Raw genomic sequence first — 21,492 nt, 5'->3', positions numbered from 1 at the left:
CACTCGGAAAATGCGGTAACGCGGGGACTACGGCTGGAATGACGCTATGGCACTAATGGTTCGATGTGGCGGCGCCGCCCGTATTGTTGCCGGTGCTCGCCTCTTGCTGCGCCTCGTCGCCGGGTGCGTAGCTCATCACGGGCGTCACTTGCTGGCTATCGGCGGCGAGGCTGGCCTGCACGTTCTGCACGGGATCGGCGGAAGCATTCGTGGTGTCGGTGGCGGGGGCACTGGCGTGTGCGTCTACGTCCGCGCGCGAGGCGGAAGGCAGCCTCACGCCGGCAGAAGACGTGTCCGCATCGTTGCGCGCCGCAGTCGCTGCAGGCGACACGGGCGCAGCGGATCGGGCGGCAACGGGCGCGTTGTCGCCGGGGCCGCATGCGGTCAGCGATAAGGTTGCGAGCGCAACCAACGTGGTGGCGAGCGCGGTCCTCGCCGGTCTGGCGTCAAGGCGTATTCTCATGTGCGCATCCTTTCGTTGGGGATGAGTCGCGCACAGTTTGGTCGGCGTTGAAGAAAAATTTGTGAAACGATGAAAACGTTTGCGGCGCTGAAACATCTTGTTTCAAACGCGTGCGAAGAAAGCGTTCGTCGGGCTGTCGCCGCTAACGAAACGCTTTCATTCAAGGGCTTTTTATCGACTACGCATGCAGAACGTCGGTGGCGCGATGCGGCATGCTCACCTGGTCGATAAAGAACACGTCGCTGGTCGAATGCGAAGTGCGCAGCGGCAGAATGGCCTGATAGTCGCTAGACCGATACCAGGCGCGGGCACGTTCGCGGCTGGCGAATTCGATCACGATCAGGTCGCCGGAGAAGGCGCCTTCGAGCGATTCCACTGGACCGCCGTGAACCAGAAAGCGGCCGCCGAACGGCGCGAGTGTCGCGTCGATTTTCTCCAGATACTCAACGATGTCGGGGCCCATCTCGACATGATGCAAATGGCCAATGGCGTAAGTCGTCATGACACTCCTCGCTGGCGTGTGAGTGATACGCAAAGGAACAACACGGGGCAACACGCTAGCGAGAATAGGGCGCGGCGCGCCGCGAATCGATTACGTGGGAGGTAATGCCGGCGCTAATGGGAAACCCTGCCGGAGCCGCGCGGCGGTTCTGGCGCGGAGTAAAATAGTCGCGTCCGTCTCGAGCCCGCCTGCGATCAAGACGTTTTCGCTATCGTTCCACTTCATCATGAACACGCCGAACAAGGAACCCGCGCGCAAGCGCCCGCCCACCTGGGTGCTCAACACGCTCACCGCACTCGTGGGTTTGATTACGCTCGCGGCCGGCGTTGGCTGGGTCATCTACAAGTCGGTGGTGGACCTGGAAATTCCGTACTTCGCGATTCCGCTCGTGATGTGCGTGCCCGTGATCGTGGCGGTGGCGTTCCGCAACATCTGGGACTAGGCGCCGGGATCAAGCAAAGCGTTCCGCGCACGCCACGCGCACGCGCTCGACCACGGCGGTCCAGACCTCGTCCGGTCGCTGGCGGAACAACCGCATCGTGCCCGGATACCATGGCGTGTCTTCGCGCCCGTGCAGCCAGCGCCAGTCCAGATCGGTGTTCGGCAACAGCACCCAGCAGGGCGTGCCCAGCGAGCCGGCCAGGTGCGCAATGGACGTATCCACGCAAATCACTAGATCGAGCTGCGCGACGATGGCGGCCGTGTCGGCAAGATCGCCGGCGTCGGTCCCGAGGTGCAGCAGCGGCAAACTCGCGGGCGGATGCTGCGCCTCGTCCTCGCCCCGTCCTTTTTGCAGACTCACGAAACGCAGGTCCGGCACGTTCCAGAGCGGCGCGAGCGCGGCCAGCGAAGGCAGCGAGCGATGCGCGTCGTTGTTGTGCTGCGGATTGCCGCGCCACACGATGCCCACGCGCGGTCCCGGCGCGAGCGTCGCGAGGCGTTGCGCCCAATGCGCGACGAGCGCGGGTTCGGGCTCGAGCGCGAGCGGCGCGGGAATGGTGTCGAGCGTCGTGCCAAGCCGGTGCGGCACGCTGATCGGACTCACCCAGCAATCGAACCGTGCGGAGGCCGCGCTGCCCGCATCGTGATCGAGCACGGCGTCGATGCCTGCCACGTTGCGCATCAGGCGATGCAGCGCCTTCATGCACACGAACGTAATGTGCTTCGCGCCGCGCGCCTTCAGTTCGCGCGCGTAGCGGCCGAACTGCAACATGTCGCCAAGTCCGTCTTCCTGCCACAACAGCAACGATTTGCCCGCGAGCGATTCGCCTTGCCACATGGGACATTGCAGCAACTGCTGGGTCGCGTGATGCACGAAACCGGGCATTGTGTAGCGGCACTCGTAGCGCGCGAAGCCTTCCTCGAAGCGGCCCATGCTGATGAGCAAGGTGGCGAGACGGAACTTCGCGTCGCCGTAATCGGGTCGTGCCGCAACCGCGCGACGGTAACCGGCTTCGGCGGCCTCGAAGCGGCCGAATTCCTTGTCGATGCTCGCGACATTGAAATGCGCCTCGGCGAAATCGGGCTGTACGGCCAGCGCCTGCGCGAGCACGTCGAGGGCATCGTCGGGGCGCTTTTGCGCCATCAGCACGCACGCGAGATTGTTGTAGGCCTCCACGCGGCGCGGCAGGCGGCGCACCGTCTCGCGATACGCGGCTTCGGCTTCGGGCAGGCGCTCCAGCCGGTGCAGCACCACGCCCAGGTTGTACATCGCTTCGGCATGATCGGGCGCGACGGCGAGCGCTTCGCGAAACGCGGCTTCGGCGTCGGCGGGACGCTTGAGATCGTTGAGCACGCAACCAAGATTGTTGAGTGCGTCGACAAACTGCGGGCGGATCGTGAGCGCGAGCCGGCACGCGAATTCCGCTTGCGCGAGTTCGCCCGTCATCTTGAGCACGAGCGCGAGATTGTTGAGCGCCTCCGGAAATTGCGGCTCGATGCGCAGGGCTTCGCGATACGCGGCATCGGCATCGTCGATACGGCCTTGATCGCGCAGCAGCGTACCGAGCACGTTGTACGCCTTCGCATGGCGCGGGTTGGCCGCGATGGCCGCGCGCAGGCCGCTCTCGGCTTCCGCGTGGCGTTGCTGGTCTTTGAGCAGCAGCGCGAGGTTGTAGTGCGCGTCGGCGTGATCGGGACGTTGTGCAAGCAGCGCGCGAAACGCGGCTTCGGCGTCGGGGTGACGGCCCAGGCGCAGCAACACGACGGCGAGATTGCTGCGTGCATCGGCGTCGTTCGGTTCGAGGCTCAAAAGCCGCCGATACAGCATTTCCGCTTCGCCCAGCTGGCCGAGCGCCGTGCAGACCGTCGCGAGACCGCGATACGCGCTCGCGAAGTCGGGCCGCGCCGTGATGCAGCGCAGCCACAGCGCCTGGGCGCGCGCGGCGTCGCCAGCGCCGGTCGCGCTCAGCGCGGCGAGATCGAGCGCGGGTGCGAGCGCGGCGTCTTCGGGCGTGGCGGCGGCGCCCACGCAGGGGTCGAGCAGCGCGAGCGCGTCGGCGAAACGGTGCGCTTCGCAGAGCGCGCTGGCGGCGCGCAGAAGATCGTCGAAGGCGGGCGCGGGAAGCGGAAGGGTGGTCACGGTGTCGGTCGCAAGGCGGCGCACAAACCTGCGCGGCGCAAACAATGGGGCATGACGAGCTTACGTCAGCCCATGCGCAAACGATGCGGCGAACTAAGCCGCTCCGTGCCCCTTATTCGTTTTTTGCCGGCAAAACCGCGCTCGATCCGGCGCTTTTTAAAGCGCCCGTCGACGAAACCCGCACACGGCGCTCACGGCACGAGAATCTGCCGCCCCACCACCTTGCCTTGCGCCAGCGCCTCGAACGCCTCGTTGATCTCGCTGAGCGGCCGTTGCAACACCGCGGCCGCGTGCAGTTTGCCCGCGCGCATCAACGCCACCAGTTCGCGCAGTTCGGGCAGCGTGCCGACATAGCTGCCTTCGATGCGCAGCGGCCGCATCGGGATGATCGGCAAGGAGAGCGTGAGGTCGCCGCCCATCAAGCCGACGATCACCACGTGGCCGCCCCGCGCGCACGAGTCGAGCGCGAGCTTCACCGTGGGCGTCGCGCCGACGAGGTCGAGCACGGCACGCGCGCCGCCGCCCGTTGCCGCGACGATCTGCTGTGCGGCGTCGCTCGCGCGTGCGTCGATTGCGGCCAGTGCGCCCGCCGCGAGCGCGGCCTCGCGCTTGGCGGGGTCCACGTCCACGACGACCGCGCCGTGCGCGCCCATCGCCTTGAGCACCTCGAGCGCCATCATGCCGAGTCCGCCCGCGCCGATCACGACCACGGGGCCTTCGTGCAGGCGCGCGCCGAACTTCTTCGCGGCCGAATAGGTCGTCACGCCCGCGCACGCGAGCGGCGCGGCCTTCACGGGGTCGAGCCCCGCGAGATCGACGAGATAGCGCGGATGCGGCACCAGCACGTAGTCGGCGAAACCGCCGTCACGCAGCACGCCGAGCGATTGCGGCTTCGCGCAGATGTTTTCCTCGCCGCGCCCGCAGGCCGCGCATTCGCCGCAACCGATCCACGGATGCACGATCGCCGTCGTGCCCGCCGGCAACGCACTGGCGTCGGCCGAAGCCTGCGGACCGAGCGCGACGACTTCGCCGCAAATCTCGTGGCTCGGCGTGAGGGGGAGTTTGATGCCGCGATCGGCGAGCGAGAGCTTCTTGCCGCCGCCGAGATCGTAATAGCCTTCCCAGAGATGAAGATCGGAGTGACAGAGACCCGCTGCCTTCACGCGCAGCAGCACTTGCGTGCCGGTGGGTTGGGGCACGTCGCGCTCGACGAGTTCGAGCGGCTTGCCGTGATCGACAACGCAATAGCAGCGCATTTGCATCGATGTCTCCGTTTTATGGTGTGAACGATCGGTCGGGCGATCTTTGCAGCATCATAGCGGATTCGTCCAGTCGTGCTTTTTCGTATGGAGCGCGGCATTTGGAAAATCCCTTTTCGAGCGTCTTTAAAACGCCTTTAAAACCACAACGCATGCCGAGATCGTTGCATAGCTAACGATAAGGGTTTATGCTGGGCGCATGTTCGATCACTGCCTTTACTTCAATACGACCGCGCTCGCGCGCCGGCTCGAACGCGAATGGACCGAGGCGTTCGAGCGTTTCGATCTCACGCCGCCGCAGGGTTTCATGCTGCGCGCCGTGCTCGACAAACCCGGCTCGCTGCAACGCGAACTCGCCGACTTTCTGTCGATCGCGCGGCCCACGGCCACACGCGTGCTCGACGGGCTCGAAGCGCGCGGTTACGTGGAGCGCCAGCGTACCGAGGGCGATCAGCGCGAAGTGGCGATCGTGCCCACGCGCGAAGCGCTCGCCATTCGCGAGGCGCTCAACGCGGCTAGCGCGGCGGTCACGAGCCGCCTGAAACGCACGCTGGGTGGCGAAGCTTTCACGGACACGGTCGCGCGTTTGCGCACCGCGCGCGCCACGCTCGGCTGAGCGCGTGGTAACGGGGTTTAACGGTTTGCAAGCGGCACTGCGCGACGGTCATGTCGCGGGGCAGTGCCTTAGAGAGTAGGGAGTTGCATCATGCGGCGCATCGTCGCTTTTTGTGTTTCGACGTGGCTCGCGGCCGCGATTCTGCTGATCGGGCGTCATTCGGTGCCGCTCATGGCGTTGAGCGGCGTGATCGTGTTCGCGGGGCTCGATCTGTTCCGGCCCGAGCCGCAATCGCAATCGCAATCCCGCCCGCAAGATCGATAAAACGTCGAGGCGTGCGCGCCGCGCATTGCACGCAGCGCACACGCCTTCGTCACCGCATCAAGCCTCTTCGGCCCACGACATGTTCTCGCGCGCGAGCAGCGCCGAGGAAGCCGCCGGACCGAACGTGCCCGCCGTGTAAGCGCGCGGGCGGTCGTTGAGTTCCTTCCAGCCTTCGAGAATCGGTTCGACCCACGACCATGCGGCTTCGAGTTCGTCGCGGCGCATGAAGTGCGTGAGGCGGCCGCGAATCACGTCGATCAGCAGGCGCTCGTACGCTTCCGCGCGGCGCTCGGGAATGGCTTGCTGGAGGTCGAGATTCAGGCTCACCGGCAGCATGTTCATGCCGCTTCCCGGTTCCTTCGCGAGCATCTGCAACTGGATCGATTCCTCCGGCTGCAACTGGATCACGAGGCGGTTGCCATAATTGCGCGGGCCTTGCGGGAAGATCGAGAACGGCAGATCGGCGAATTCGATCACGATCTCCGACTGACGCTTCTGCAGACGCTTGCCCGTGCGCAGGAAGAACGGCACGTTGGCCCAGCGCCAGTTGTTGATCTGCGCGCGCAAGGCCACGAAGGTCTCGTTCTTGCTGTCGGCCGGTACGTTGTCCTCTTCCAGATAGCCCTTCACGGGCTGGCCGTCCACAGCGCCCGCCGCGTACTGGCCGCGCACCGTGTCGCGCGCAATATCGGCGAGCGACATGGGGCGCAGCGAGCGCAGTACCTTGAGTTTTTCGTCGCGCACCGCGTTGGGGTCGAGCGAAACGGGCGGCTCCATGGCCACGATGCACAGCAGTTGCAGCAGGTGGTTCTGCACCATGTCGCGCATGGCGCCCGTGTGATCGTAGAAGCCCGCGCGGCTGCCCACGCCCACGGTTTCGGCCACCGTGATCTGCACGCTGCGAATGTACGGCGCCTGCCACAGCGGCCCGAAGATCGGGTTGCCGAAGCGCAGCACCATCAGGTTCTGCACCGTTTCCTTGCCGAGATAATGGTCGATGCGATAGATCTGCGACTCCGCGAAATGACGGCCCACGGACTCGTTGATTTCCTGCGCCGAAGCGAGGTCGTGGCCGAGCGGCTTTTCGAGCACCACGCGCGATTGCGCGTCGAGCAGATGCGCGGCCGAGAGGTTGTCGCAGATCGTCGTGAACAGTTCCGGCGAGGTCGAGAGATAGAACACGCGAATCGCGTTGTCGCGCGAGGCGTTGCGCAGGTTCGTGTAATCGTCGGGATTGTTCACGTCGATGATGACGTACTGGAACAGGCCGAGATAGCGGTCCCACGCCTGCGCGTCGAATGCTTTCGCGTCGATGAACGGACGCGACTGCTCTTCCATGAACTTGCGATAGTCGTCGATCGTCCAGTTCTTGCGGCCCACGGCGATGATGCGCGTTTCGGGCGGCAGATTGCCGTGCAGATGCGCCATGTAGAGCGCGGGCAGCAGTTTGCGCGCGGCCAGGTCGCCTCCGCCGCCGAAAATAATCATGTCGACGGGCTGTTCGTGCGCGGCTTGGGCAGGCTGATTCGTCATGGCAGGTCGGAGGTGACGCGCGCTCGAGGCAAAGCCGCTCGCGCGCAATTGCAAAACCCGCGCCCGACGCGAATGCGGGCGCGGCGAAAACGCTAATGGTGCATGGTTTCGCGCGAGTTTGCACGCTAGACGCGAAGACCTCGCGCGTGCGATGGGTACGCGCGGGTTGCGCGCGACTTGCGTGATGCGCGTGCTAGCGGCATCTTGCGGCGCCGATGTTTCGGGATTGCGTCGATGTTGCGCGCGCCGGGCTAAACAAATGCGCAATTCTGAAACTACATAACGCCGCAATGGCAATGACGCCGCCAAATATCGACATTAAAGCGGCATTGAAGCGGTTTTAAATCGCATGTAAAGCAACAATAAGCCGCTTTCCATTGCGCGTTACTTTTCAACCACTCAACCGAATCCCGGCAGGTTCATGCCGGCCACCTGCACGAGCAGGATCGCGTTGAGCGCGAGCACGCCCGCCGCGCCCGCCACCGCGCAGCACGCTGTAAGCAGCCTGTTGCGATGCGGCCCCATGACGTCGCGGCGGCACGTGAACCAGACCAGCGCCGCCATAGGAAACGGCAGCGCGAGACTCAGCACGACCTGGCTTGCGACCAGCGCCTCGGTTGCGTTCACGCCCATCGCCACGACGACGAAGCTCGGCACCATCGTCACCGCGCGGCGCAGCCACAGCGGAATATGAAAGCGTACGAAGCCTTGCATGATCATCTGGCCCGCGAGCGTGCCAACTACCGAACTCGAAATACCCGAGGCGATCAGCGAAACGAGGAAGATGCCCGCCGCGGCCGCGCCCAGCAGCGGCGCGAGCGTGTGGTACGCGGTCTCGATCTCGGCGACATCGGCATAGCCTTGATGGAATGCGCCCGAAGCCATCATCACCATCGACATGTTGATGAGGCCCGCCACCGAAAGCGCGACCACGACCTCGATGTTAGAAAACTTCACGAGGCGCGCGCGCTCGGCGTCGTTGCGCGCGAACACGCGCGCCTGGGTGAGCCCGGAATGCAGGAAGAGCGCATGCGGCATGACCGTTGCGCCGATGACGCCCACGGCGATCGCCACGGCGTCGGCGTCGGGCAGGCGCGGCATCGCGAGGCTGTGCGCGAGATCCGGCCAGGCGATCGGCGTAATGAACAATTCGATCAGATAGCAGACGCCGATCACGCCCACGAGCGCGCCGATCACGAGTTCGAGCGGCCGGAACCCGCGGCGCTGGAGAAACAGCAGCGCATACGTGACAACGGCCGTGATCGCCATGCCCGCGATGAGCGGCAGATGGCACAGCAACGCCAGGCCGATCGCGCCGCCCAGGAATTCGGCGAGATCGGTGGCCATCGCCGCGATTTCGCTCACGATCCACATGACCCAGACGAGCGGGGCGGGCAGGCGCTCGCGGCACAGTTGCGCGAGATTGCTGCCCGTGGCAATGCCGAGCTTGGCCGACAAGCCCTGGAACAGCATGGCGATGAGGTTGGCGAGCAGCACGACCCACAGCAGCGCGTAGCCGTAGCGCGCGCCCGCCTGGATGTTGGTCGCGAAGTTGCCCGGATCGATATACGCCACCGAAACGACGACGGCCGGGCCCGCGAGCGGCAGCAGCAGCGCGATGCCGCGGCGGCGCCCGTCGAGCGCCTCGCGCACCGCGGCGACGGTGTTGCGCGAGAGTTCGTCGCGCGCGTCGAGCGCGGTGTCTTCGGCGGTCGGGTCCGGTTCGTCGATTCTCGAGCGATGATCCATGCAACTTCTCGCGTGAGTTTGGGGTCTGTACGTACGAACTCCGCACGCCGCATGCCGTCACGGTGCCGCGCGCGTTCCGCCATGATGCGCGCGTCATCGGAATCCGGTGTTCGCGCGTTAAGCTGCCATACGCGCGCGCGTGTGCCGCTTTGCGCTTCGTTTTCGCCTCCTGGCTTAGCACAAACCGGCGCCGCGCGCCTTCGCCGCCCCTTCTCCCTTACGAAATGCCTGACTTCCCGATCTTTTCGATTACATCCGCACGCCTGAAAAACACGCTCGCGGCCGCGTTGCTCGTGAGCGGTCTCGCAGGCGGCTCGCTTGCCCACGCCGACGACAAGGTCATCATTCTCGACTCGGGCGAAGCGAAGCTCACGCTCATCGACCAGGCGACCCGCACCGTGGTCGGTACCCAGCCCACGGGCAAGGAACCGCATCACCTGATGATCACGCCCGACGGCAAGTCGCTGATCGTCGCCGATTCGGTTTCGAACGACCTGCTGTTCGTCGACCCGCACACGGGCCAGTTGCAGCGCCGCCTGGACGGTATCGAAGATCCGTACCAGCTCGGTTTCTCGCCCGACCACAAGTGGTTCGTGACGGCGGGCCTGCGGCTCGATCGCGTCGACGTGTATCGCTACGACGGACAAAACCCCGTGATCGCGAAGCGCATTCCGCTCGCGAAAACGCCGAGCCACATCAACTTCACCTCGGACAGCAAGATCGCGTTCGTCACGCTGCAGGACACGGGCGAAGTGGCCGCGATCGATCTCGCGACGCAAACGGTGCTCTGGAAACTGCATATCGGCAGCACGCCCGCGGGCATCTGGATGACGCCCGGCGACAAATACCTGCTGATCGGCATGACGGGCGAGGACGACGTGGCCGTGGTGGACTGGCGCAACCACACGCTCGTGAAGAAGATCCCGACCGGGCGCGGCGCGCACAACTTCCGCGATCTCGACGACGGCAAGCACGTCGCGGTGTCGAATCGCGTGGAAAGCACCATCAGCATTCTCGACTACACGAATCTGACCAAGGTCGGCGACATCACGGGCCTGCGCCCGGGTCCGGACGACATGGAGCTTTCCGCCGACAAGCGCTACCTTTGGGTGACGTTCCGCTTCGCGAAGCACGTGGGCATCATCGACCTGAACACGCGCCAGTTGATCGACACGATCGCCGTGGGCCGCTCGCCGCACGGCATCTACTTCGCGAACAGCGCGCCCGTGCGCGTGCCGAACCCGGACTGAAGGAGTTCCGATGCTTGACACGTTGATCTCGCAGGCCGACAACCTCGTGTCGTGGCTGCAAACGCTCGTGTATGTCGACGTGGTGCAGCCGGTCTTCTACAAGATCGGCCTGATGGGCTACGACGAAGACACCTACGACGCGCTCTACTGGGTGATCGTGGGCGTGCTCGAGATCGTCGCCATGTACGCGGTGTTGCGGCCGCTCGAAGCGCTCGCGCCGGTCGAAAGCTGGCAGAACCGCAAGGCCCTGCGCGCCGACGTCTGGTACACGTGGATCGCCAAGCTCGGCATTCTCAACATCGCGTTCTTCTTCGTGCTCACGCCGCTGTTCAATCACTGGCAGAGCCTGATGGCGATCCACAACATTCCGAACCTGGAAGTGGACAGCCTGTGGCCCGGCGTGACCGACCGGCCGATGGTGTCGTTCGCGATCTATCTGATCGTGCTCGACTTCGCGGGCTACTGGTATCACCGCTGGCAGCATCGCTTCGGCGTGTGGTGGGAGTTGCACGCGGTGCATCACAGCCAGCAGCAGATGTCGCTCTGGTGCGACGACCGCAATCATTTTCTCGACGATGTCGTGCAGGCGGCGTTCTTCGCGGCCATTTCGCTCGTGATCGGCGTGCAGCCGGCGCAATTCGTGGTGCTGGTGGCCGTGAGCAACTTCATGCAGAGCGTGCAGCACGTGAACGCGCGGCTGAAGTTCGGCTGGCTGCTCGAGCGCATCGTCGTGAGCCCGGCGTTTCACCGGCGTCATCACGCCATCGGTTACGGCCACGAGGGCACGCGCTACGGCTGCAACTTCGGCGTGCTGTTCCCGTGGTGGGACATGATGTTCCGCACCGCTTCGTGGAATCCCGCGCCGGAGCCCACGGGCATTCGCGACCAGCTGCCCGCGCCGCATGGCCGCGACATCGACTACGGCGAAGGTCTGCTTGCGCAGCAATGGTTCGCGCTCGTGCGCATCGCGCGGCGGCTGGCGGGCAAGGGCTATCCGCTCGGCGGCACGGCGCCCTGACGCGCTGGCGCGCTACCGGCGCGTTTGCGTTTCGATCGATTCGCGAGGCGGCCTGCGGGCCGCCTCGTTGCGTTTTGGGCAACAGGTTGGCGAATCTCGCCGCGCCGGTTCGAGGCGGCTTCGGGCGCGTTTCAAGGAAACGTCGCGTGCGAGATGCGATAATTGCGGGATCGTCCCCCGCGAGAGGTGTGCGCCGTAGCCGCATCGCTCGCATGAAATCTGCATGAGAAGCGCTTCGAATGCTTCGCTGGAGAATAAATTGAGCCGTATCGACAACCCGCAGCACGACCAGGAAGTCGGCGTCGCCGACGCGACCCAGGACACCACCCGTATCGACGACACGCGTATCGGCGCGGTACGCCCGCTCATCTCGCCCGCGCTGCTGCTCGACGAGTTGCCGGTGCCGCAAGCCACGCAAACGCTGGTGGAAACGAGCCGCGCCGAAATCGCGAACGTGCTCAAGCAGCGCGACGACCGCCTCGTGGTGGTGGTCGGCCCGTGCTCGATTCACGACCACGATCAGGCCATCGAATACGCGAAGCTGCTGAAGGCAAAGGCCGACGCGCTCAAGGACGATCTGCTGATCGTCATGCGCGTGTACTTCGAGAAGCCGCGCACCACGGTGGGCTGGAAGGGCTACATCAACGATCCGCGTCTGGACGGCAGTTTCCGGATCAACGAAGGTCTGCGCGCGGCGCGCCAGTTGCTGCTCGACATCAACGCGCTCGGCCTGCCCACGGGCACGGAATTCCTCGATTTGCTGAGCCCGCAGTACATCGCCGATCTGGTGGCGTGGGGCGCGATTGGCGCGCGTACGACCGAAAGCCAGAGCCATCGTCAGCTGGCTTCGGGGCTGTCGTGCCCGATCGGCTTCAAGAACGGCACCGACGGCGGCGTGCAGGTGGCCGCCGACGCCATCGTGGCCGCGAGCGCGAGCCACGCGTTCATGGGCATGACGAAGATGGGCATGGCCGCGATCTTCGAAACGCGCGGCAACGACGACTGCCACGTGATCCTGCGCGGCGGCAAGAGCGGTCCGAACTACGACGCGGCATCGGTGGCGGCGGCGTGCGCGGCGCTCGCGAAGGCGGGCATGCGCGAACAGGTGATGATCGACTGCTCGCACGCGAACTCGAACAAGGCGCACGAGCGCCAGATCGAAGTGGCGAAGGATATCGGCGCGCAACTGGTGGGCGGCGAGCCGCGTATTACGGGCGTGATGATCGAGAGCCATCTCGAAGCGGGCCGCCAGGATCAGAAGCCGGGCGTGCCGCTCAAGCGCGGCGTGTCGATCACGGATGCGTGTATCAGCTGGGCGCAGACCGAGCCGGTGCTGGACGGGCTGGCGGAAGCGGTGCGGGGGCGGCGGAAGGCGGGTTGATCAGTGCGCCGCGCTGTGCCAGGCCACGTTCAACCGGTCGGCCAGCGCGGCAAGCCGTCGATCCAGCGACCACAAGCGGGCGCCGGGCGTCACCAGGGTCGAGGCCAGCAACGTGAGGTCGACGCTGCCGCACCCCTTTCCATAAAGCTGTTCGAGTTCGATGAACTGCATGACTTCCGCCCAGGTCGCCTGTTGGGCGTGCTGTAACAGGCCGATGTCGCGCAAGGTTTGCGCGCGGGGCGCGGGAGGCGTGCCGCACGCCAGTTCGAGAATCACGAACGGATGGGTCAGTGCTTCGTCGCGCGTGATCAACGCGACGAGCTCGGGATTGCCGTGCCGAAAATGATCGACCCACACCGACGTATCGATCAGGACGCTCATGGAGCGTCGTAGTCGGGACGTTGACGCGGAATGTCCGCCATCTGCGGTGCCGAGCCCCCAAGCGCCGCAAGGCGCTTCGCGGCCTGCACCCGAACGAAAGTCTGGATCGCTACCCGGAAGAGATCGGCTTTGTCGATGCCGGGCCCGGCGAGTTCGAGCGCTTGCTGATAGAGCGCGTCGTCGATCGTTACCGTGGTTCGCATGGAGTGCCTCTAGTTTGATGCTGGAGCGCATCAATCTTAGCATCATGACGGTGCGTTCGACGGAAACTCAGCGTGCTTTACGCGTCTTCCTCGCCGCGCGCACGGGTTCTTTGGCTGGCGCTTTGGTCGGCGCGCTGGGCACGCTGCCCCCCACCTGCTCCAACCACGACAACGCGTCCGCATACGCCAGAAAGTGCTGCAGATACCCCGGCGATACCTCGCGCATCAGCGAAAGCGCGCGATGCACGAGGCTGCTCGAATTGAGCGGCCCGGCGTTCTTCGGCACCTGATCGAGCGACTGGCGCAACTGCGTTTCGGTGCGCACGCGCGACCACGTCTTGCGGAAATAGTCGACGAGTTCCGGGTCCGGCTCGTGCCGCACGCGCGACGCGGGCTGCTCGGGTTCCGGGCGCGCCACGGCGTCCACGAGCACACCCAGCGCCGAACGCCGCCGCGAATCGCCCCGCCCGTCGTCATGCGAATCGAACGCCGCCGCCCGCGCCGTGCCGGCCTCGTTGGCCCGCGCGACGTCGCTGGCGAACGCGCGCAGCAGTTGCGCGAGGCGCGCGTCCAGCAGGCGCCGCGCTTCACCGTGCTGGGTGGCCGCGCGCCGCGCCAGCGCCTCGATGAAATGAAAGCGCACGGGATCGAAGCGATCCGCGCCGCGTGCGCGCCAGGTGTCCAGCAGCGTGCGCGCGTGCGCGGCGTCGGGGCGCGCGCCGTTATCCACCGTGCTTGTCCTGGCCGACGGTCGCCTGGCGCGGCACCGGGGCGATTTCCACGCGGCGGTTCTTCGCGCGGCCCGCGTCGTCGGCGTTCGAGCTGATCGGCTGCTCGGAGCCGAACGCGGCCGCGAACACCGAGGCCGCCGGCACGCCCGCGTCGATGAACGCGCGCGTGACCGTGAGCGCGCGTTCGGCGGACAGCTCCCAGTTGTCGGCGAAGCGCTTGTTGCCCGCGTGCACCTGCTGGTCGTCGGCGAAACCGCTCACCATCAGCACCTCGTCGCGGCTTTTCAGATACGCCGTGAGCGGCCCGGCCAGGCTCCGGAGCAACTCGCGCCCCTGCGGCTGCAACTGATCCGAATTGAGCGCGAACAACACGCTGCCCGCAATGCCGATACGGCCGTTCACGAGCGTCACGCGCCCCGAAGCGAGCGGCCCCGCGAGCGCCTGTTCGAGCGTCTTGCGGCGCTCGGTTTCGGCCTTGCGCTCCTTCACTTCCTTCGCGAGCCGGCTCGACAGTTCGAGCTGCATGCCGACCACGCCCACGAGAATCAGCATGAACGCGCCGAGCAGCACCGACATCAAGTCGGCGAAGGCGGGCCAGACGGGTGCGGCCGGCGTGGTGCCGCCGTCGATGTCGTCGTTCATGCGCTTTCAGCTCCCGCCGCCGCGCGCTGGCCGGCCAGCTGCTGCAGGTTTTCGACGATCTGCTTCTGCGACAGCATGCTCAGATCGATGACCTCGCGCGCCTGCGCGACGTAGTAGGCGAGCTGGTCGTCGCTGCGCGCGAGCGACTTGTCGAGCGCGGCTTCGATGCGCTCCAGGTGCGCCACGAGCTTGTCGTTCGATTCGCCGAACACGCCCACGGCCGCGCCGAACGCATCGCCGAGGCTCGCGACTTCCACGGCGCTGCCCGTGACCTGCGCGGCCACCGCGCCGAGCTTGCCCGTTTCCGCGTCCACCTTGTCGCTGAACTGGCCGCCCACGCGTTCGAGCAAGTCCGCCGACGTCGACACGAGACCGTCCACGGCCGCGCGCTGCTCGGTGGCCGCGCGATTGACGGCGTCGAGCAGGGTTTCGAGCGTGGCGAGCAGGCGGCTGCGCTCTTCGAGCATCGCGGTGTCGCGCACCATGCTGTCCGAGAGTTTCTGGCGCAGTTCCGCGACCACTTCGGCGGCGGCTTGCGGCGCGACGGACGCGGCCTGCACGAGGCGCTCGATTTCGGCGATGGTGTCGCGCGCATGCTGCTTCGACTGCGCGACGATGTCGTTGGCCGCTTGCGCGAGCGACGCGCAGATGGCTTGCTGACGCTGCTGCGTCGCGGCGCTCGCGCTGTCCCATTCGCTGCGCAGCGTCGCGGCGATGTCGGCCAGCGATGCGGTCCACGTCGTGAAGCGCTGCTGGTCGCGCTCGGCGATTTCGTGGTGCAGATTCGCGGCGGCCTTCGGCGCCTCGGCGGCGGCATCCACGAGGCGATCGATTTCGGCGAGCGTTTTCGTCGCGTGCTGCTGCGATTGTTCGGCGATGTCGTGCGCGGTTTGCGCGAGCGTGGCGTGTGTCGCGGCCATTTCCGTGCGCAAGGTTCCGGCGAGTTCGGCCAGCGATGCGGTCCACGTCGTGAAGCGCTGCTGGTCGCGCTCGGCGATTTCGTTATGCAGATTCGCGGCGGCCTTCGGCGCCTCGGCGGCGGCATCGACGAGACGATCGATTTCGGCGAGGGTTTTCGTCGCGTGTTGTTGCGATTGCTCGGCGATGTCGCGCGCGGTTTGCGCGAGCGTGGCGAGCGTGGCCGCCATTTCCGTGCGCAAGGTTCCGGCGAGTTCGGCGAGCGATGCGGTCCACGTCGTGAAGCGCTGCTGATCGCGCTCGGCGATCTCGTGGTGCAGATTCGCGGCGGCCTTCGGCGCCTCGGCGGCGGCATCCACGAGGCGATCGATTTCGGCGAGCGTTTTCGTCGCGTGTTGTTGCGATTGTTCGGCGATGTCGCGTGCGGTTTGCGCGAGCGTGGCGTGCGTGGCCGCCATTTCCGTGCGCAAGGTTCCGGCGAGTTCGGCCAGCGACGCGGTCCACGTCGTGAAGCGCTGCTGGTCGCGTTCGGCGATCTCGTTGTGCAGGTTCGCGGCGGCCTTCGGCGCCTCGGCGGCGGCATCCACGAGGCGATCGATCTCGGCGAGCGTTTTCGTCGCGTGTTGTTGCGATTGTTCGGCGATGTCGTGCGCGGTTTGCGCGAGCGCCGCGCTCACTTCCTGCTGACGTTGCGCGGCCGTGGCGCCCGCCGCTTCCCATTCGCTGCGCAAGGTCGCGGCGATGTTGGCCAGCGAGGCCGTCCACGTCTCCATGCGCTCGGCGTCGCGCTGGGCGATCTCGTGGTGCAGATTCGCGGCGGCCTTCGGTGCTTCGGTCGCGGCATCGACAAGACGTTCGATTTCGCCGATCGTCTTCGCGGCGTGCTGCTGCGCATGCCCGGCCATGTCGCGCGCCGTTTGCGAGAGCGTCGCGCAAATCTCCTGCTGACGCTGCGCGGCGGCGGCGCTCGTCGCGTCCCATTCGTTGCGCAGCGACGCGCTCATGGCAGCCAGCGCCTCGGCCCAACTCGCGAGACGCGCTTTGTCGCGCGCGGCGAGCGTCGTTTGCAACTCGGCGTGCGAGGCGTCCACGGCGCGCAGCAGCGCGGCCGAATGCTGTTCGAACGTCGATGCCGCCGTGCCCAGCGCCTGCTGTTGTTCGGCCGCGAGCTTTTCGCCCGTGCGTTCCTGCTGCGCGAGCGCGGCCTGCCATGCCTGCGAAAGACTGCCCGCCGCCGTTTCGAAGCGTGCCGAGACGCCCTCGAGCAGGCCCGTCGACCGGGCTTCGAAACTCGTGTTGAAGCGTTCGAGCGCGCCGCCCAGATTGGCCGCGAGCGCGTCATGGGTTTCGCGATGCTGGGCCAGCGCGCGATTCCAGTTGTCGGCCACGTGAGCCGTGGACGCCTCGAAGCCGCGCGTCACGCCGTCGAGATGCGTCTGCACCGCCTGCGTCAGCGTGGCGTGCAGCGCGGCCGATTCGCGCGAGAGGCCCGCCATCGTGGCCTGCATCACGGGTTGCAGCGCGGCGCCCGCGGCGCGTGCGCTTTCGGCGGCGCTGTCCTTGAGCGAATCGCCCACCGAAGCCGCAAGGCGGCTCCACGCGGCCTCGGCGCTCACGGCAAAGGCCTGCTGGCTCGCGAGCTGCTGTTCGTGCTGCGCGGCGCCCTGGCGCTCGATCAGCGTCATCAGCGCGTCGAGCTTGCCGACCAGCGCGGGCACGGCGTCGGCCTGGCGCTGCATCAGCTTGAACGATTCGTCACGTTGATGCGCGGGCGAAAACACGCGCAGCGTCGTGGCGATTTTCGCGTCGAGCTGTTGCGCGGCTTCGATGCGTTCGCGGCGTACCAGCGCCGAGAGCAGCCCGAGCATTGCCGAAGTCGCGACGCCCGCGATCGAGGTGCCGAACGCGAAGCGCAGGCCGTTGAGCGGCGCGGCGAGCGAGGCGCGGATCGCGTCGAGATCGGTGGCGCTTTCGAGCGCCGAGCCCGTGCCCTTGAGCGTCACGACCATGCCCAGCAGCGTGCCGAGCATGCCGAGCAGCACCAGCAGGCCGGTGAGATAGGGCGCGAGCGCGGGGCCGGGCAGCGCGGCGCGTTCGCCTTCCACGCGTGCGCGCACGGCGTTGCGCAGACTCGCGGGCAAGCTGTCGAGCCAGCTGGCGAGACGCGCGGGCGGCGCGCCGAGTTGCGTGAGCGCCTGGCCGAGCGCGGCCGTGGTCTGCCGATAGCGATGCAATTCCCACGCGCCCGTGAGATAGCACGCGCCGATCAGCAGCGTGACGGCGAGCGCGAGCGCATTCGTGCCCAGATAACCGGCGCCGATCCAGCAAACGGCTGCGAGACCAACGGCAAAAACGACAAGATCAATGCGGAATCGGGACATGGCGATGGATTTAGCTGGTGCGAAGGGCGGCAAGCAGCCCTTCAACCGGTTGAAACCGAATTTCGAGTTCGGCGAGCAGCACGCTTTGCATATCCTTGCGGAAACCTGCGAGCCATGCGTTGTGCGCGCCGGGCGCGGCGGTGTTTGCCGCTTTGGCTTTGCCTTCGGCGGCGGCGTTCGCGTTGGCGGATTCCGCGGCGGCTTCGGCGGGCGTATCGGCATCTTGCGGCGCATTTTGCGGTGTGTCTTGCGGCAATTCCGCCGCCGCGCGCAGGCGCTCGAAATGCGCGCCGAGCAGCGCGGGCACGCTCGCGAGCAGCCGCTGTTCGCGCGCGGCCAGCGCTTGTTCCATCACGGCGTCGACGGTGGCGAGATGCGCGAGCTTCGGCGCGCGCGCGGCGAGCGTGCTGCGCAGTCGCGCCCGCAACGCGCCGATATCGGACTCCATCGCCTGTTGCAACACCAGATAGCGCTGGCGGAATTCGGCGTAATCGGGTGCCGGATCGGCCGAGCTATCGGCATTCGCGGCCGTTGCCGCCATGGCGGCTGAAGCGGAGCGCCTGTCGCGACCGTCGCGGCGTGCGGTGGATTCGTTGCCCGCGATCGCGCGCGTGAGCGCCGTGCGCAGGCGCGTGACTTCGGCCTGTTCGACGCTCGCGCCGACCCGTGCCGCACCCGCGCGAGCGGGCGGCACCTGCACCGAAAGCGCGGTTGACAGCGCGATGGCATCCGTCCAGCCGAGCCACTGGCTCAGATGGTCGGCGAGCGATTGGCGCGACTCCGTCACCTCCGTGCCGCCGAAACCGGCGAGCAGGCGTACGAGCGTCGGGCCGCTCAGGGCTGAGCGTTGCGAGGCGAGCACCATTCCACCCAGGCAAAAACCCGCTAGTTTACACGCCCGCGCCCGCTCGCCAGGCATCCATCGTTCTGGCGCGCTTTACACGGCGCGGGCGGTGCGGCTCGCGAAGCGCCCGCGCGAGGCTCGATGGGCGCGCGCGATCGGCTCGAAGCCCGGGAAGCGTCTCGTCACACGGCCGCGCTTGGCCGCTTGGTCGCCGCATCCGCCGGACATCCGCCGCGTAATGACCGCGCGTTAGCCGATTCAACGCGCGAGCCATCCCGGATCCCGGCCGCATCGCACCCGAATCGCCCCGAATCCGCGCGCGCTCAGGCCTGGCCGGCGAGAATCTGCTCGATCGCCTTCTCGAAGCTCTCCGGTGGCTGGCCGCCGCTCAGCAGATATTGCTCGTTGAAGATGATGGCCGGCACCGACTGGATGCCCGCCGCCTGATATTCCTGCTCCTCGGCGCGCACTTCGTCGGCGAACTGGCCGCTTTCGAGCACGGCGCGCGCCTTCGCGGCGTCGAGGCCCACGGACTGCGCCGCTTCGACGAGCACCGCCGGGTCGCTCGTGTCTTTGCCTTCGCCGTGATACGCGCGCAGCAGCGCGAGCTTGAGCGGCACCTGCTTGCCTTCGAGCCCGGCCCAGTGAATCAGCCGATGCGCGTCGAACGTGTTGTAGATGCGCTCGCGCTTGCCAAACGTGAAGCCGACGCTCGCGCCGCGCTCGGCGATCATCGCTTGCGACTCCGCGATCTGCTCGGGCGTGCGGCCGTACTTCTGGCTCAGATACTCGACGACGGATTCGCCGCCCGCCGGCATCTGCGGATTGAGTTCGAACGGATGCAGCGTGAGGTTGGCGTCGACGCGATCGCCCAGACGCTCGAGCGCGATCTGCAGCGACGAAAGGCCGATCGCGCACCACGGGCAGGCGACGTCGGAGACGAAATCGATTTTGAGCGCTTGTTTCATGGCGTTCCTCTGATTTGAATGGCTGGCGTACGCGGCGCGTAAGGGATCGAGTCGATCAGAACTCTTCGTCCATAAGGCGGGCCTTCACCTTCTTGCCCTTGACCTTGCCCGCGTTGAGCTTGCGCACGGCGTCGCGCGCGATACTGCGCTCCACGGCCACGTAGGTCGAAAAGTCGGTCACGTTGATCTTGCCGATCTGCGCGCCGCTGAAGCCCGCTTCGCCGGTGAGCGCGCCGAGTACGTCGCCGGGACGGATCTTTTCCTTGCGGCCGCCGAGAATCTGCACGGTTTCCATCGGCGGCAGCAGCGGTTCCTTGCTGGCGGGCACGAGTTCCGCAACCGGGCGCCATTCCACTTCGCGCTTGAGCGCCTGTTCGATGCCGCCCACGCGGCCCATTTCGTCCATGGTGGAAAGGCTCAGCGCCCAGCCGTCCTGATCCGCGCGACCCGTGCGGCCGATACGGTGCACGTACACCTCGGGGTCGGGCGTGACGTCGACGTTGATCACGGCTTCGAGTTGCGCGATGTCGAGACCGCGCGCGGCCACGTCGGTGGCGACCAGCACGGTGCAACTGCGGTTCGCGAACTGGATCAGCACCTGATCGCGTTCGCGCTGGTCGAGTTCGCCATGCAACGCGAGCGCGTGAAAGCCCTGCGCGCGCAGCACGTCGAGCAGGTCGCGGCACTGTTGCTTGGTGTTGCAGAACGCGAGCGCGCTGGTCGGGCGATAGTGATTGAGCAGCATGCCGACGGTGTGCAGGCGATCGTTCTCGCTCACTTCATAGAAGCGCTGGCGGATCTTGCTGTCGTCGTGATGTTCCTCGAGCTTCACTTCTTTCGGATTGCGAAGGAATTGCTGGCTCAGCTTCGCGATGCCTTCGGGGTAGGTGGCCGAGAACAGCAGCGTCTGGCGTTCCTTCGGGCATTGACGCGCGACCGTGGCGATGTCGTCGAAGAAACCCATGTCGAGCATGCGGTCCGCTTCGTCGAGCACGAGCGTGTTGAGCGCGCCGAGCGCGAGGTTGCCGCGCTCCAGGTGGTCCATGATGCGGCCCGGCGTGCCCACGACGACATGCGCGCCGTGCTCCAGGCTGGCCGCCTGCGGACGCATGGGCGTGCCGCCGCACAGCGTGAGCACCTTGATGTTTTCTTCGGCGCGCGCGAGGCGGCGGATTTCCTGCGTGACCTGGTCGGCGAGTTCGCGCGTCGGGCAGAGAATCATGGCCTGCACGTCCTGGCGGCGCACGTCGAGGCGTGCGAGCAGCGCGAGCGAGAACGCGGCGGTCTTGCCGCTGCCGGTCTTGGCCTGCGCGATCAGGTCGTGGCCCGCGAAAGCGATCGGCAGGCTCGCGGCCTGGATGGGCGTCATATCGACGTAACCGAGGCGTGTGAGATTCTCGAGCGTGGCGGGCGCGAGCGGCAGGGCGCTGAAGGGCGTGGCAGTCGTATTCGTCATGAGGGGTCTTGCGCCAGCCGGGCGCGGGCGGCGGAGCCGGGCGCGCGACGGTGGCGTGGATGAGGTGGGCGCCGCAGGATGAGGCGCGTATGGCGTGATTTTAGCGGATGCGCGCGACGGCACCGCTGCGCGTGCCGCCCCGCACCCCGGCGTTGCGCACAATGCCGTGGCCGATCGCCCCTTCGATTCCTTTAATCGCAATGGCAGAAATAATCGGACTCCGATATTTTCCGGTTAATACGGCGTAATAAAATAGATTGAACTTATCGTTGTTTCGATTTGCGTAATTCGTTAATTCGAATTCCACAATAATCGAATAACATTTGTTACATATTGACGTGGTAGGTTCACC

Annotated in this window: 21 protein-coding genes; 6 read left to right on the top strand and 15 right to left on the bottom strand. The window is 66.4% G+C overall.

The genetic code is table 11. The features are described 5' to 3' along the window. Nucleotides 1–52: 52 nt before the first annotated feature. Together FAZ98_RS16815 and FAZ98_RS16810 are read right to left on the bottom strand one after the other, a co-directional pair. Nucleotides 53–559 (bottom strand): hypothetical protein, encoded by a 507-nt coding sequence (locus FAZ98_RS16815; protein ID WP_233272787.1) that lies wholly within the window; start codon nt 557–559, stop codon nt 53–55. An 82-nt stretch (nt 560–641) separates the two neighbouring features. Beyond that, nucleotides 642–965, bottom strand: a complete 324-nt coding sequence (locus tag FAZ98_RS16810; protein WP_158952442.1) for a DUF1330 domain-containing protein — start codon at nt 963–965, stop codon at nt 642–644. Nucleotides 966–1,191: 226 nt separating this feature from the next. On the opposite strand from FAZ98_RS16810, the gene FAZ98_RS16805 reads away from it, so the two are divergent. Continuing rightward, entirely contained in the window at nt 1,192–1,407 is a 216-nt protein-coding gene (locus FAZ98_RS16805; protein ID WP_158952441.1) for a hypothetical protein, read from the top strand. 9 nt (nt 1,408–1,416) lie between these two features. Here FAZ98_RS16805 and FAZ98_RS16800 read toward each other — a convergent pair whose 3' ends face one another. Both FAZ98_RS16800 and FAZ98_RS16795 read right to left on the bottom strand, forming a co-directional pair. Then, the gene (locus tag FAZ98_RS16800) at nt 1,417–3,546 is read right to left on the bottom strand and encodes a tetratricopeptide repeat protein (protein ID WP_158952440.1); all 2,130 of its coding nucleotides are present in this window, start codon (nt 3,544–3,546) and stop codon (nt 1,417–1,419) included. 191 nt (nt 3,547–3,737) lie between these two features. Next, on the bottom strand, nt 3,738–4,802 hold the full coding sequence (locus tag FAZ98_RS16795) for an alcohol dehydrogenase (RefSeq protein ID WP_158953974.1): 1,065 nt from the start codon (nt 4,800–4,802) through the stop codon (nt 3,738–3,740). A 202-nt stretch (nt 4,803–5,004) separates the two neighbouring features. On the opposite strand from FAZ98_RS16795, the gene FAZ98_RS16790 reads away from it, so the two are divergent. Then, nucleotides 5,005–5,421, top strand: a complete 417-nt coding sequence (locus tag FAZ98_RS16790) for a MarR family winged helix-turn-helix transcriptional regulator (RefSeq protein ID WP_158952439.1) — start codon at nt 5,005–5,007, stop codon at nt 5,419–5,421. A 90-nt stretch (nt 5,422–5,511) separates the two neighbouring features. Continuing rightward, the gene (locus FAZ98_RS35400; protein WP_199272382.1) at nt 5,512–5,685 is read left to right on the top strand and encodes a hypothetical protein; all 174 of its coding nucleotides are present in this window, start codon (nt 5,512–5,514) and stop codon (nt 5,683–5,685) included. Between the two features lie 57 nt (nt 5,686–5,742). Here the strand turns inward: FAZ98_RS35400 and zwf are convergent, their stop codons facing one another. Both zwf and FAZ98_RS16780 read right to left on the bottom strand, forming a co-directional pair. After that, nucleotides 5,743–7,218: a glucose-6-phosphate dehydrogenase gene (gene zwf, locus FAZ98_RS16785; RefSeq protein ID WP_158952438.1), complete on the bottom strand. Its 1,476-nt coding sequence runs from the start codon at nt 7,216–7,218 to the stop codon at nt 5,743–5,745. A 399-nt stretch (nt 7,219–7,617) separates the two neighbouring features. After that, the gene (locus FAZ98_RS16780; RefSeq protein ID WP_158952437.1) at nt 7,618–8,967 is read right to left on the bottom strand and encodes an Nramp family divalent metal transporter; all 1,350 of its coding nucleotides are present in this window, start codon (nt 8,965–8,967) and stop codon (nt 7,618–7,620) included. Nucleotides 8,968–9,191: 224 nt separating this feature from the next. Here FAZ98_RS16780 and FAZ98_RS16775 point away from each other — a divergent pair, with 224 nt between their 5' ends. From FAZ98_RS16775 to FAZ98_RS16765, 3 genes are all read left to right on the top strand, one after another. Then, on the top strand, nt 9,192–10,217 hold the full coding sequence (locus tag FAZ98_RS16775) for a YncE family protein (RefSeq protein WP_158952436.1): 1,026 nt from the start codon (nt 9,192–9,194) through the stop codon (nt 10,215–10,217). 10 nt (nt 10,218–10,227) lie between these two features. Continuing rightward, entirely contained in the window at nt 10,228–11,235 is a 1,008-nt protein-coding gene (locus FAZ98_RS16770) for a sterol desaturase family protein (protein WP_158952435.1), read from the top strand. Nucleotides 11,236–11,494: 259 nt separating this feature from the next. Further along, nucleotides 11,495–12,616, top strand: coding sequence for a 3-deoxy-7-phosphoheptulonate synthase (locus FAZ98_RS16765; RefSeq protein WP_158953972.1), 1,122 nt, complete (start codon nt 11,495–11,497; stop codon nt 12,614–12,616). On the opposite strand, the gene FAZ98_RS16760 is transcribed toward FAZ98_RS16765, so the two are convergent. The 9 genes from FAZ98_RS16760 to FAZ98_RS16720 all read right to left on the bottom strand — a co-directional run bounded on the left by FAZ98_RS16760 (nt 12,617) and on the right by FAZ98_RS16720 (nt 21,447). Then, on the bottom strand, nt 12,617–12,997 hold the full coding sequence (locus FAZ98_RS16760) for a type II toxin-antitoxin system VapC family toxin (RefSeq protein ID WP_158952434.1): 381 nt from the start codon (nt 12,995–12,997) through the stop codon (nt 12,617–12,619). Continuing rightward, nucleotides 12,994–13,200 (bottom strand): type II toxin-antitoxin system VapB family antitoxin, encoded by a 207-nt coding sequence (locus FAZ98_RS16755; RefSeq protein WP_158952433.1) that lies wholly within the window; start codon nt 13,198–13,200, stop codon nt 12,994–12,996. The genes FAZ98_RS16760 and FAZ98_RS16755 overlap by 4 nt, the downstream gene beginning before the upstream one ends. Before the next feature lie 67 nt (nt 13,201–13,267). Next, complete coding sequence (locus FAZ98_RS16750; RefSeq protein WP_158952432.1) at nt 13,268–13,930, bottom strand: DUF2894 domain-containing protein; 663 nt, start codon at nt 13,928–13,930, stop codon at nt 13,268–13,270. Continuing rightward, a complete protein-coding gene (locus tag FAZ98_RS16745) occupies nt 13,923–14,573 on the bottom strand; it encodes an OmpA family protein (protein ID WP_158952431.1) in 651 nt (216 codons plus the stop codon). Before FAZ98_RS16745 ends, FAZ98_RS16750 begins: the two co-directional genes overlap by 8 nt. Next, complete coding sequence (locus FAZ98_RS16740; protein ID WP_158952430.1) at nt 14,570–17,872, bottom strand: DUF802 domain-containing protein; 3,303 nt, start codon at nt 17,870–17,872, stop codon at nt 14,570–14,572. The genes FAZ98_RS16745 and FAZ98_RS16740 overlap by 4 nt, the downstream gene beginning before the upstream one ends. A gap of 10 nt (nt 17,873–17,882) precedes the next feature. Continuing rightward, nucleotides 17,883–18,737: a DUF3348 domain-containing protein gene (locus FAZ98_RS16735; protein WP_158953970.1), complete on the bottom strand. Its 855-nt coding sequence runs from the start codon at nt 18,735–18,737 to the stop codon at nt 17,883–17,885. A 302-nt stretch (nt 18,738–19,039) separates the two neighbouring features. Next, a complete protein-coding gene (locus FAZ98_RS16730) occupies nt 19,040–19,684 on the bottom strand; it encodes a DsbA family oxidoreductase (protein ID WP_158952429.1) in 645 nt (214 codons plus the stop codon). Between the two features lie 55 nt (nt 19,685–19,739). Continuing rightward, nucleotides 19,740–21,140, bottom strand: a complete 1,401-nt coding sequence (dbpA, locus tag FAZ98_RS16725; RefSeq protein WP_158952428.1) for an ATP-dependent RNA helicase DbpA — start codon at nt 21,138–21,140, stop codon at nt 19,740–19,742. Between the two features lie 100 nt (nt 21,141–21,240). Continuing rightward, nucleotides 21,241–21,447, bottom strand: a complete 207-nt coding sequence (locus FAZ98_RS16720; RefSeq protein WP_158952427.1) for a hypothetical protein — start codon at nt 21,445–21,447, stop codon at nt 21,241–21,243. Nucleotides 21,448–21,492 lie beyond the last annotated feature (45 nt).

Origin of the sequence: Paraburkholderia acidisoli, from assembly GCF_009789675.1 — a bacterium.
GTDB classification, from domain to species: Bacteria; Pseudomonadota; Gammaproteobacteria; order Burkholderiales; family Burkholderiaceae; genus Paraburkholderia; species Paraburkholderia acidisoli.
This window is presented reverse-complemented; position numbering and strand designations above follow the sequence as displayed.